This window comes from Exiguobacterium sp. FSL W8-0210, from assembly GCF_038006045.1.
Taxonomy (GTDB): Bacteria; Bacillota; Bacilli; order Exiguobacteriales; family Exiguobacteriaceae; genus Exiguobacterium_A.
Map to the genome: position 1 here is coordinate 140,765 of NZ_JBBOUK010000001.1, position 11,736 is coordinate 152,500.

An 11,736-nucleotide genomic window follows, 5' to 3' on the forward strand; every position below is an offset into this window, starting at 1 on the left:
CCGCTTCTGCCCTTTTGCTACAAAATGAAAGTATTGATTTGATGAAGGAGGAGAGATCATGGACAAGCTGATTGAACTGGAACAGGTCACCTATCGGTATCCGGAACAGGAGCAAGCAGCCCTACACGAGGTCTCTCTGACGATTCGTTCAGGTGAATGGGTCGCCATCGTTGGTCACAACGGCTCTGGAAAATCAACGCTGACGAAATTGTTTAATGGATTGTTGTTACCGGAGACAGGGACCGTTACGGTTGCTGAGCGCTTTTCAAGTGCGAATCCGGAGCAACTGTGGGAGATGCGCCGAGCAATCGGCATCGTCTTCCAAAATCCAGATAATCAATTCGTTGGCACGACCGTGCGCGACGACGTGGCATTTGCTCTAGAAAACTGGGGTGTGCCACGCGAGGAAATGGTTCGTCGTATCGACGACAGTCTAGCGCGCGTTGGCCTTACGGATTTTGTTGATCGGGAACCCCATCAACTATCCGGCGGACAGAAGCAGCGTGTCGCAATCGCTTCGGCGCTTGCGATGCGCCCTGATGTTCTCGTGCTCGATGAAGCTACATCGATGCTTGATCCATTAGCACGACAAGAGGTCATGTCGACCGTTCAGGAACTCCATGCGACTCACCCAATGGCGGTCATCGCGATTACACACGAATTAGACGAAGTATTACGGGCTAGTCGTGTCATCGTCATGGATGCCGGGAAAATCGTATTAGAAGGATCCCCTCAGGAAGTCTTTCGTCATGCATCGTTCTTAGAAGACATCGGACTCGATGTTCCATTCGTTGTTCGGGTACAAGAACGTTTACGGGCGCAAGGTCTCTCACTCGAGGAGACGATACTAGATGAAAGAGAATTGGTGAACCGTTTATGCCAATCTTAATCCAGGAATTAAATTATACGTATCAACTCAATAGTCCGTTCGAACGAGTCGCGCTACGTGATGTGAATCTTGAGATTCCGTCAGGGGCGCTTGTTGCGTTTGTAGGGCATACCGGATCCGGGAAATCGACGCTCGTGCAGCACATCAATGGGTTGCTCAAGCCGACAGCGGGGAAGGTACAAGTCGATGACATCATCGTCGAACCGAAGAAAAAACAGGACCTCAAGCCATTAAGACGTCGCGTCGGGCTTGTTTTTCAATATCCGGAATATCAATTGTTCGAAGAGACGGTCTTAAAGGATGTCATGTTCGGTCCGATGAACTTCGGTCATGATGCCGCGATGGCTGAGCAATTAGCGAAAGAGGCATTACGGACTGTCGGACTCGATGAAGTCTTTTGGAGTCGTTCGCCGTTTGACCTGTCTGGTGGGCAAATGAGGCGTGTTGCAATTGCCGGCGTACTCGCTAGTCAACCAGACGTGTTGATCGTCGATGAGCCGACGGCAGGACTCGATCCGCAAGGGCGCAAGCATATGCTGAGTCTGTTTGCCCGGCTCCATGCTGAAACCGGTATGACGTTGCTCCTGATCACGCACGACATGGATCAGGTGCTTGAGTATGCTGAGCGTGTGATCGTCATGGAAGACGCCCAGGTGGCGTTTGACGGGCTACCGCTTGATCTGTTTAAAGAAGAGACATTGCTCGAGCAATTCCATCTCGATCTCCCGCACGTCTTATCGCTTGCCTGGCAAGTCGCCGATCAGCGTGAGCTGGAACGTCCGGACATCCGGACGGAAACCGAATTGATCGACTGGTTGATGACGAAGGGGGTGAGCGAATGATCGTTGGACAACATATTCCCGGTCAGTCGTACTTGCATCGGTCGTCGGCACTTGCGAAGATCATCTTTGCTTTCTGCTTCATTCCGCTCGTCTTTCTCGCAAACAATGCAGCAACGAACATCTTTTTACTCATCTTTACGTTCTTAGCACTCATGAGTAGTCGCTTACCGCTTCGTTATGTTCTAAAGGGACTGCGACCGATTCTTTTCCTGATCGTCTTTACGTTCGTCATCCAGCTGTTCTTTACACGTGAAGGGGCTGTCCTCTTTGAGTTCGGCTGGCTCCGGATCTATGAAGAAGGATTGCGACTCGCGATCATCGTCTCATTACGTTTCTTCTATCTTGTCTCGATCACGACACTCGTCACGCTGACGACCTCACCGATCGAATTGACAGATGCGATTGAGTTGTTGTTAAAGCCGTTCAAGGTCGTCCGTGTCCCGACGCATGAGATCGCGCTCATGTTATCGATCTCGCTTCGGTTCTTACCAACCTTAGCGGAGGAGACGGAGAAAATCATGAAGGCACAGCAAGCACGTGGTGTTGATTTATCGGCAGGACCAATCAAGGAACGTTTACGGGCGATCATTCCGTTATTGATTCCGTTGTTCATCTCCGCCTTTAAGCGGGCAGAGGATCTTGCGACAGCAATGGAAGCGCGGGGATACCGTGGAGGAGAGGGACGGACACGTCTACGGGAATCCAAGTGGACGATGCGGGATACAGGTCTGATGATCCTACTCGTCCTCCTGACGATCAGTTTAGTAGGATTGCGAGGGATCGGTTAATGCGTCGTTTAAAATGTACGATTCAGTATGACGGAACCGGCTATGCCGGGTATCAGGTGCAACCAAACGGATTGACGATTCAAGAAGTGATTGAAACGACACTTGCGCGGATGCACAAACATCCCGTCAAGATCATCGGGTCGGGACGGACGGATGCGAGGGTGCATGCCTACGGGCAAGTCATTCATTTTGATACGGAACTAGCGATTCCACCGGAGAACGTCGTCAAGGCACTGAATACGCTCTTACCAGCGGATATTCGTGTCCGGAGCTGCGAGGAGGTCGAACCGACCTTTGAAGCGCGTTACGATGTCGTAGGGAAGGAATACCGCTATTTCGTCCGCCGTGAAGAAAATGCGTTTCGTCGGAATCTATCGGTTCATATTCCGTATCCGCTCGATCTCGAGCGCATCCGTCAAGGGATGGCACATCTCGTCGGTACGCACGATTTCAGTTCGTTCTGTGTCGCAAAGACGGAAACGGATAACCGAATCCGGACGATTTACGAGGCAGAGTTGATGACAGTCGGTGACGAACTCGTCTTTCGGTTCCAGGGCAGTGGGTTTCTCTATAATCAAATTCGGATCATGGTCGGGACGTTACTTGACGTCGGACGCGGTCGTTTTGCACCAGAGGACATCAAAAAAATGTTGCTGGCAAAGGACCGGAACGTTGCAGGCGTGACGGCGCCTCCCCATGGACTCTATCTATGGGAAGTTTTCTATCCGGAGTGAAAAAAGGCAATTGACATTAGCTATTAAAAAACATACAATGTTTATTGGCATTTCATTTATTATGAAACCACAATCTTAGCCCCGTACACCTAAGATTATGATAGATTCACCTAGTGAATAAATGAAAAATCAAAAACAGAACTTTTAATTCCTTAGGAGGTATTTTACATGCGCACAACTTTCATGGCGAAAGCTACTGATGTAGAACGCAAATGGCTCCTTATCGACGCTGAAGGTAAAACACTCGGTCGCCTTGCGAGCGAAGTTTCATCACTTCTCCGTGGTAAGCACAAGCCTACGTTCACACCACACGTTGACTGTGGGGATAACGTTATCCTCATCAACGTTGAGAAAATCGTTTTAACTGGTAACAAACTCGACAAAAAAGTCTACTACCGTCACTCTGGTCATCCAGGCGGCTTGAAGCAGACTGTTGCACGCGATATGCTTGCTAACAAACCTGAGCGCATGCTTGAACTCGCGATCAAAGGGATGCTTCCAAAAGGTAGCCTCGGTCGTCAAATGTTCAACAAACTCCACGTCTACGCTGGAGCTGCACACAAGCACGAAGCACAACAACCAGAAGTTTACGAACTTCGCGGTTAATACGAATTTAGGAGGAACTACACGATGGCAGATGTACGTTACTACGGCACTGGTCGCCGGAAACACGCGGCAGCGCGCGTTTTCCTCGTTGCTGGAGACGGTAAAGTCACAGTTAACGGTCGCGATATCAGCGAATACTTCGGTTATGAGACATTGATCATGACTGCAAAAGAACCACTCGTAATCACAGAAACAGAAGGCAAGTACGATGTAATCGTAACGGTCAAAGGCGGCGGCTTCACTGGTCAAGCAGGCGCTATCCGTCACGGTATCTCACGTGCTCTTCTTCAAGCGGATCCAGAATTCCGCGGCGCACTCAAAGCGAAAGGCTTCTTGACTCGTGATGCTCGTATGAAAGAGCGTAAAAAATACGGTCTTAAAGCAGCTCGTCGTGCACCACAATTCTCGAAACGTTAATCGAGTTACTGATATACCAACGAAAATTAAGTTTTCTTGGTTCAAGTTGGTTCAATCAGCTAATTTAATCACAACGTATTTAAGAGATTTAAAGCATCAGCATCTTGCTGGTGCTTTTTTTTGACAAATATATTAGAAAAGTCTTAGCGTACTAACACATAAAAAAAATAGAACTATTAACTACGGTAAGGTATAATTTACATAATATAAAAATTTGAAAGGAGAATAGAGTATGAAAACTTATAAGGCAATTCATTTATTAAATGAAAAGGCAGTGAATGAATTAAAAAATATTTCTTCTCTATTCTCTGAAAAAGAAAGGCTTATCTTCGTTGAAAGTAAGCCTTATGTTTGTGTCTCGTTCACTCCGGATGTTTACTTTAAAAACATACACGAAAATAATAGCTATTTTATAAGTAATTATTTTAAGCCTCTTATTATGACTAATTACAAGTTTTTATCTTTATTACTTGAAATTTCTGAGGATCCAAACTACAAATTTATAGATTTTTCTTTTAGACAAGATGGAGATGAAGGAGATCAGGAAAAAGAATTTGTAGAAGAAATAATTTCTAGAGAAAGAAATGTTCAAGCATCATTTGATTTCTTAGAAAGTAAAGATCAAACCATAAAATATATAGATTTAATTGTATGTGACTCTAAGCATCCTATTAGAATTGATTCTAGTGGAAATATTTCAGTACCGAACAATTTTTCAGAGAAATACTCCCCATATATTATTAATCTCATCGAATATTTATTTACAGGACATATTAACAAATTATGAAAGAAAAATTAAAAACTAAACTTCCAGATTTTTTACTGACTCTTTTAAGTAGTTTAATAGCTCTTTTTTTATTAGTAAAAAGCAATGCAACTGTCGAGAGTTATCTCTTAGAAACTTTAGAAGTACCCAAAGATAGAATTGCGCTCGTGATTGGAACGTATTTTTCTCTTATGGTCACGTTAATCTTCATAATAATTTTATCGATATTAACAATAATTGAAAAGTTGCTTATGTTTTTCTCGCGACCCAAAGTGGTCATTACCTTTTACGACAAGAAAGGTAAAATTGCACACGAAATTGATTTCAAAGAATCTCCAGGACAACCAAAGTACCTTAAAGTAGCTTTGACTACAAAATTTTCATCTTTTCAGCTGTACGCATTAAAAAATTTGCTTCAAGCTAAGATGTTGATAAGCTTGAATCCTAATATGTGTGCTATAGAACTTCACAATGGATTTATCGGTAATAGTAAATATTACAAGGTTGTAGACGGAGCTCTAGAATGCGACATCTTTTCTTTGTTTCAAGCTTCTGATGAAGAACAACGACTTGACATAGATCTCTCTTTACTCTTAATGAATTCTGCTCAAGGAGAGGTTAAGGCTAATTTGAGCTTTTCTAATTCTTTTTCAAATTTACTACTGAAGAGATACTGCAAATTCAAAGTTTCCACTATTAATTTAGAGGGGTAGATGAATTAAATGAGCTATTTGAGTAAGAGCCAAAGATATACTTTATTAAAGCTGAAAACAAGCTTTACTAGCATTGAAGATGTTCAGCAAAGAATTTTAACAAGGGATCACGATGAACCATTGACTGTAAAAAATATACCGTCAGATGCAAATCAAGATGAGTTAACATTTAAGTACGAATGGAATAATGCATCTGATCCAAGTCAAATTAAATTTGAAAACGCTAACCAAGAGTTTAAATACCTCAAAGTAACCGCGTCATGTGAATTTAGTACAAGGAGAGTCTTTGACCCTACTGATGGTAAAAATTTATTACCGAAAAGTGAAAGATTAAATATCGCATTAATTGAAGTCCTTTTTGTAGAGATTTCGAACGAAATACATGTTGTAATTTTTTCAAATGAATTTTATGGTTTAAGAAGGGTGAAAATATTAATCGGAGAAAATTCAATAGAACCTTTGACTGCAACTCATAACATTCACTCAGATCTATTTCATTGGCTTTTCTTCAAATATATAAAAGAAGACTATGAGTTAGATGGAAACATATCGATAGATAACATAAACGGATTTACTGGAATGGTAATAAATCAAGATCATATGTTTGAAGGAAACAGCTCTCAAACTGCAGAATTGATCATCACTAAGGCATTTATAACGAATGGTCATCCTATCACGTCTATAAAAGTAGATTTACAGATTTCTGATGCTTCTATCAATTTTTATTTAAGTGAAATCTCTGAAGGTAAAGAGTTAGGAATAGTTGTAGAGAAAAGATCAAGCATAACTAGTATTATGAACAATGAAGAAATAGAGTATGTTGTTCCTATGTACATATTCTTTTATTTAATCCCTACTGTTCTAAGTTTATACAAAGCTGACGAAAGAGAATTTCTCTCGACTGTTAAAACAGATTTTTCTAAAGAAATTGGGATAGAAGTCATAAAAACTATTATGGCTAAAAATAACATCAGTGTTAGTGAGCTTGGCTAATATTACGAAGACTATGTCGCTCAATTAAATTAGCATAAAGAGAGATAAAAAGTTAATTCTTTTCGAATCCCTCTCACCCTTGTGGTGGGAGGTTTTTTTGTGCACTAAAAAACCGCTCTCCTGACGAAGTGTCAGAACAGCGATTCAAGTCAAGTCGACGTAGTAGAGCGTAATCGGTGCAATATCGTCAGAAGAATATAGAGGATGACGATCGTCAGCGGGATGCTTGTAACCGCTAGAATTTAGTTGACGGTTTTTGCTCGATGACGCTTTACACTTTTGCTCAATTTATTTAGAACTCTAGTAAAATAGTGATTGTCATTATTTGATCTGGAGGGAAAAACGTTGGAGGAAAAGTTAATGCTACATATCAAAATCCATCAGTTATATCAAAAAAAATTTAAGATTGCTCAAATTGCAAAAGAACTTAAAATCTCAAGACCTACGGTCTATAAGTATTTGAACATGACTTTCGAAGAAGTGAAAAGTCATTCAGAAGAGTTATCGCAATCGAGGGTCAAAAAGTTGGATCCGTACAAAGACTGGATAGTAGCCTGGTTAGAGGAGTTCCCACACCTCAGCAGCGCTCAAATCCATGATTGGTTACTGGAAAGATATCCGGAACTTCTAGTCGGTGGAAGCACCGTCAGGACGTATGTCAGAGAAATACGCGAAGTAAATCAAATCGATAAAAAACGGAAGGTACGCCAATACGAGGCGATTCCTGAACAACCGATGGGAAAACAACTCCAAGTTGACTGGGGAGAAACGAAGCAAAGAACGAAGAGTAACAAAGAAATCAAGTTATACTTCATCGCTTTCGTGCTCGCTCACTCTCGCATGAAGTATATGGAGTGGCAGAACAGACCATTCACGACACGAGACGCTATACGTTGTCATGAGAATGCCTTCCAGTTTTACGGCGGACGGACAACCGAAATTGTCTACGATCAAGATCATCTGATTGCGGTCAGTGAAAATGCAGGTGAACTCCTATTGACCTCTGAATTCCAACAATATGTGCAGCAAAGAAAATTCAACGTCCATTTGTGCAGGCGTGCGGACCCAGAATCTAAAGGAATGATCGAGAACGTCGTCAAGTATATCAAAGGAAACTTTGCGGATAGCCGTGTGTATTCGAACATCGAAGATTGGAATCGACGGGCGTCGCAGTGGCTAGCACGGACAGGAAATCATAATGTCCATCAGACAACGAAAAAAAGACCAGCTGAAGTGTTCTCCTTCGAAAAACAACACTTACAACCGGTCCGTTCGTTACTCTCATATGAAAGTACCCATGTGTCGAGTATAGCAAGGAACGTTAGCAAGGACAATACGATTCGATACCGTTCCAACCGTTATTCAGTCCCTCTCGGGACCTATTCTTCCTATGCGGCCAACACCGTCTTTATCGAGTTGACTGACGCTAACCGACTGCTCATCCGGACACAGCCGGAAGGGAAAGTGATTGCGGATCATCCCGTCAGTTCAGAAAGAGGGAAATTGATTCAGAGCCGTCATCATCTAAGGGATCGTTCACATGGCATCGACGAGCTTAAACAACATCTGACCGGCCACTTTACGGATGAGGAAAAAGCCACGCATTACTTGGAAGAACTCTGCAAAAAATTTCCGCGCTACAAGCGTGAGCAGTTAGCGATCATCGAAAATGTCATCCATGACTATGGTCCGCAATTGGACCAGTCACTCGAGAAATGTACACAGGAGAAGCTATACAGCGCGAATGACTTTCGAGACGTCGCACGTTACCTGAGTTCGAATACGAGTCCGATCGCGGAATCACGTGTCCATTCCATCGGAAAACATGTTTCTGATATCCAAGTGAACACACGTCCGTTAAGTACGTATGTCAGTATCTTGAGAGGAGACGTGTGATGAATCAGACCGTGACAGACTTACAACAGCAGTTCAGACAGTTGAGATTGGCGGAGACCGCCGATGCGCTTCCACAGATTTTACGAGAAGCTGAGAAATCATCTTGGACGTATCTAGAGTTTCTCGAAGCCATCACACGTCATGAACGGGAGAAACGAGAAGCGAAGAGCTTAGAAAGACGTATGAAATGGGCTCGCTTCCCTTTTTTGAAGCCATTATCAGAATTTAAAATTGATGAACAAACGGCCCTGACGGGCCGACAATTGAAGCAGTTGATCGAATTGAGTTGGCTCGAGCAGCATTATAACTTAATCCTACTCGGTCCGCCTGGCGTCGGCAAAACGTTTTTAGCAGTCGGCTTGGGATTAGAAGCTGTCCAACGTGGATACAGAGTATTTTTCGTTACGATGGGTGAGTTGATTCACTTATTGAAATCGGAGGAGTTTTCTAATAAGTCTAAAGTTCAACTAAAGCGTTTGAGAGAATCCGATCTCGTCATCGTTGACGATTTGATGTATATGGCGATGGATCAGAGAGAAGCTAATCTATTCTTCCATCTTATCAATCATCTGTATGAACGAAGCTCAATTATTCTAACCTCGAATAAAAGTCCGGATCAATGGGGCGAACTAATTGGTGATCAAGGAATCACAACTGCAATATTAGACCGTCTCTTACATCGTGTCGAAGTGATTCATAGCGATGACGACAGTCATCGCATGAGAAATCGTAAGAATTTATTTTCAACAGAAGTGTAAATATCAATCGAGCAGAAAACGTCAATTTCTACTTGACGTCGACAATGCTCCAAAGAAAGAGAGATTGTATGAATGCGATAGGTGTATGTGCCGTCGTTTGACCGACATGTCCCGTAAAAGAGATTTCTTCACTCAAGACGGTCGCATTGTTCAGTAACTTCGTCTCGGTAGCTACAGTCGGTTTCAGCGTCAAGTAAAGGACGAAGCTAAGGTGTAAGAGACAGGTGACGCTAAGTGTCCACATGATACGTTTTTTCATAGGATGCTCCTTTTGATATGAGTTAAAATCATTCTGCATTCCATAAGTATAGCGGATTTTGTTTTCGGGAACAGGAGACAAAGGGAGTGAGCATAGATGGCATTATCAATCAGTTGGTTACTCGAGCGAGCGAATCGGAAGTTGAATGCTGCGGGACTGTCACGAGAAGTCGCCAAACGGACGCAAGAGGTCATTCGGGAGATGCATGCGCAAGGGATTTATGTAGGCGTCGCACAAGGGTACCGATCCATCGCGGAACAGAATCGGTTGTACGCACAGGGACGGACACTACCGGGACCAATCGTAACGAATGCACGTGGGGGACAATCGAGTCATAACCGCGGCATTGCCGTCGACCTCTTTCAATATTCCCAAGACGGTACACAAGCGCTGTTTCGAAACGACCAAAGCTTTCAAAAGATTGTTACTGCGATGAAACGACGTGGCTTTTCTTGGGGTGGGGACTGGACGAGCTTTAAGGATTATCCACATTTTGAATTACTAGGAGTGTCTGAAGAAACGCCGAAAGAGAGTACAATCGTTCCGTATCCAGGTCGTCCGTTGTATCAAGGGGCAGCTAATATGAATCCACGGGATATTGAGCGGATCCAACGTGCAGTCAAAGCGGCGGTGACCCGGCGCTTTGATGCAGAGACGGCTCAGAAGGTGCGTGCCTATCAAACACGTCAAGGACTTGATGTCGATGGTGTCGTGGGTCCTGGTACATGGAACCGAATGTTCTAAAACGAGCGAATGATCGAGTAAAATGATGAAAACCGATACTGGACATGGAAAAGTCATCCTTTCCGGTGTCGAAATGTGCAAGCGCTCTCTTATTTTTGTTATACTAATAAGGATTAAATCGAACGTTTTCAGGGGGAAGGCACTATGTTGAATGAACAAGAAATTCGCGAGGTAGTCGGAACGCTCGTCGATCCGACGATTGACCGCCCGCTTGCAGATACGAACGGCATTCGTGACGTCCGGATTAAAGGTGATTATGTCAGTCTGAAAATCGCTTTAGCACAATCCGGTTCTGGAGAGCAACTCGTGCTCCAACAGCAAATCGTCAAGGAACTGAAAGAAAAAGGATTCAAGACGGTGGGACTCCGTTTTGAGGCACTCGGTGATCACGGGATCCAAGCAGCGACGACACCGTCAATTCTCAAACCGGAATCCGGTACGACGTTCATCGCGATCGCTTCCGGTAAAGGCGGCGTCGGGAAATCAACGGTTTCCGTCAACTTAGCAGTCGCCCTCGCACGAGCAGGGAAGAAGGTTGGCTTGATTGATGCCGATATCTACGGCTTTAGTGTCCCGGACATGATGGGAATCGAAACACGTCCGACTGTCGTGAACGACCGAATCGTTCCACCAGAACGCTTTGGCGTTAAGGTCATCTCAATGGGCTTCTTCGTCGAAGATAATGCACCAGTCATCTGGCGGGGACCAATGCTCGGGAAGATGCTCAACAACTTCTTCGCGGACGTCGAGTGGGGCGACCTTGATTACTTGTTGCTTGATCTTCCACCGGGGACAGGAGATGTCGCGCTCGATATCCATTCGATGCTCCCAAGCTGTCAGGAAGTCATCGTCACGACACCTCACGCAACAGCCGCTTTTGTTGCAGCACGTGCAGGGGCGATGGCGATCAAAACAAACCATCGTCTCCTCGGAATCGTTGAGAACATGGCGTACTTTGAAAGCAAAGTGACAGGCGAAAAAGAATATGTCTTCGGTAGTGGTGGCGGAGAGAGGTTGTCAGAAGCATTAAAAACCGATATTCTAGCTAAGATTCCACTTGGACAACCATATGCGAATGATGCGGACTTCGCTCCATCCATTTATCGCGATGATCATCCATTTGAGACATACTATAATGAACTCGCCACGCGTGTCATCGAAAAAGTAGAGGGATAAGAATGAAGATTAAAGGATTTTTGAAGCTGTTTTGGATGACGCTCCTAATCGGAACGCTCGCCGGCTTCGCGTTTAACTTGGTAGCGGAACCTGGATATATCCGAAATCAATCGATTAGCGGATATGTGACGGCTCTCTCCTACAGTAGTACGTGG

Annotated in this window: 15 protein-coding genes (1 of these 15 running past the window's edge); 14 read left to right on the forward strand and 1 reads right to left on the reverse strand. The window is 44.0% G+C overall.

Annotation, left to right across the window (positions count from 1 at the left end):
* The first annotated feature begins 58 nt into the window (after positions 1-58).
* The 11 genes from MKY22_RS00825 to istB all read left to right on the forward strand — a co-directional run bounded on the left by MKY22_RS00825 (position 59) and on the right by istB (position 9,402).
* Entirely contained in the window at positions 59-889 is an 831-nt protein-coding gene (locus MKY22_RS00825) for an energy-coupling factor ABC transporter ATP-binding protein (RefSeq protein ID WP_029343095.1), read from the forward strand.
* The gene (locus tag MKY22_RS00830) at positions 877-1,731 is read left to right on the forward strand and encodes an energy-coupling factor transporter ATPase (RefSeq protein ID WP_341085877.1); all 855 of its coding nucleotides are present in this window, start codon (positions 877-879) and stop codon (positions 1,729-1,731) included. Before MKY22_RS00825 ends, MKY22_RS00830 begins: the two co-directional genes overlap by 13 nt.
* Positions 1,728-2,519 carry an energy-coupling factor transporter transmembrane component T family protein gene (locus MKY22_RS00835; RefSeq protein ID WP_029343097.1) on the forward strand — a complete coding sequence of 264 codons (792 nt, stop codon included), beginning with the start codon at positions 1,728-1,730 and terminating at the stop codon, positions 2,517-2,519. Before MKY22_RS00830 ends, MKY22_RS00835 begins: the two co-directional genes overlap by 4 nt.
* Complete coding sequence (gene truA, locus MKY22_RS00840; RefSeq protein WP_341085879.1) at positions 2,519-3,253, forward strand: tRNA pseudouridine(38-40) synthase TruA; 735 nt, start codon at positions 2,519-2,521, stop codon at positions 3,251-3,253. Before MKY22_RS00835 ends, truA begins: the two co-directional genes overlap by 1 nt.
* A 168-nt stretch (positions 3,254-3,421) precedes the next feature.
* The gene (gene rplM / locus MKY22_RS00845) at positions 3,422-3,859 is read left to right on the forward strand and encodes a 50S ribosomal protein L13 (protein ID WP_023466654.1); all 438 of its coding nucleotides are present in this window, start codon (positions 3,422-3,424) and stop codon (positions 3,857-3,859) included.
* Between the two features lie 24 nt (positions 3,860-3,883).
* The gene (gene rpsI, locus MKY22_RS00850; RefSeq protein WP_023466655.1) at positions 3,884-4,276 is read left to right on the forward strand and encodes a 30S ribosomal protein S9; all 393 of its coding nucleotides are present in this window, start codon (positions 3,884-3,886) and stop codon (positions 4,274-4,276) included.
* A 232-nt stretch (positions 4,277-4,508) separates the two neighbouring features.
* Complete coding sequence (locus tag MKY22_RS00855; RefSeq protein ID WP_341085881.1) at positions 4,509-5,063, forward strand: hypothetical protein; 555 nt, start codon at positions 4,509-4,511, stop codon at positions 5,061-5,063.
* Complete coding sequence (locus tag MKY22_RS00860) at positions 5,060-5,755, forward strand: hypothetical protein (RefSeq protein WP_341085882.1); 696 nt, start codon at positions 5,060-5,062, stop codon at positions 5,753-5,755. Before MKY22_RS00855 ends, MKY22_RS00860 begins: the two co-directional genes overlap by 4 nt.
* A 9-nt stretch (positions 5,756-5,764) precedes the next feature.
* Entirely contained in the window at positions 5,765-6,748 is a 984-nt protein-coding gene (locus MKY22_RS00865) for a hypothetical protein (protein WP_341085883.1), read from the forward strand.
* Between the two features lie 360 nt (positions 6,749-7,108).
* Complete coding sequence (gene istA, locus MKY22_RS00870) at positions 7,109-8,644, forward strand: IS21 family transposase (protein WP_341085885.1); 1,536 nt, start codon at positions 7,109-7,111, stop codon at positions 8,642-8,644.
* Positions 8,644-9,402 (forward strand): IS21-like element helper ATPase IstB, encoded by a 759-nt coding sequence (istB, locus tag MKY22_RS00875; RefSeq protein ID WP_341085887.1) that lies wholly within the window; start codon positions 8,644-8,646, stop codon positions 9,400-9,402. The genes istA and istB overlap by 1 nt, the downstream gene beginning before the upstream one ends.
* Positions 9,403-9,430: 28 nt before the next feature.
* On the opposite strand, the gene MKY22_RS00880 is transcribed toward istB, so the two are convergent.
* Positions 9,431-9,661, reverse strand: a complete 231-nt coding sequence (locus MKY22_RS00880) for a hypothetical protein (RefSeq protein ID WP_341085888.1) — start codon at positions 9,659-9,661, stop codon at positions 9,431-9,433.
* 96 nt (positions 9,662-9,757) lie between these two features.
* Here MKY22_RS00880 and MKY22_RS00885 point away from each other — a divergent pair, with 96 nt between their 5' ends.
* From MKY22_RS00885 to MKY22_RS00895, 3 genes are all read left to right on the forward strand, one after another.
* Positions 9,758-10,405 (forward strand): M15 family metallopeptidase, encoded by a 648-nt coding sequence (locus MKY22_RS00885; RefSeq protein WP_341085889.1) that lies wholly within the window; start codon positions 9,758-9,760, stop codon positions 10,403-10,405.
* Positions 10,406-10,549: 144 nt separating this feature from the next.
* Positions 10,550-11,581, forward strand: coding sequence for an Mrp/NBP35 family ATP-binding protein (locus MKY22_RS00890; protein WP_035413182.1), 1,032 nt, complete (start codon positions 10,550-10,552; stop codon positions 11,579-11,581).
* 2 nt (positions 11,582-11,583) lie between these two features.
* Positions 11,584-11,736, forward strand: the 5' end (the start) of a protein-coding gene (locus tag MKY22_RS00895; RefSeq protein ID WP_341085891.1) for a KinB-signaling pathway activation protein. 450 nt of this gene lie beyond the right edge of the window; the window shows 153 of its 603 coding nt (coding positions 1-153); its start codon is at positions 11,584-11,586; the stop codon falls past the right edge of the window.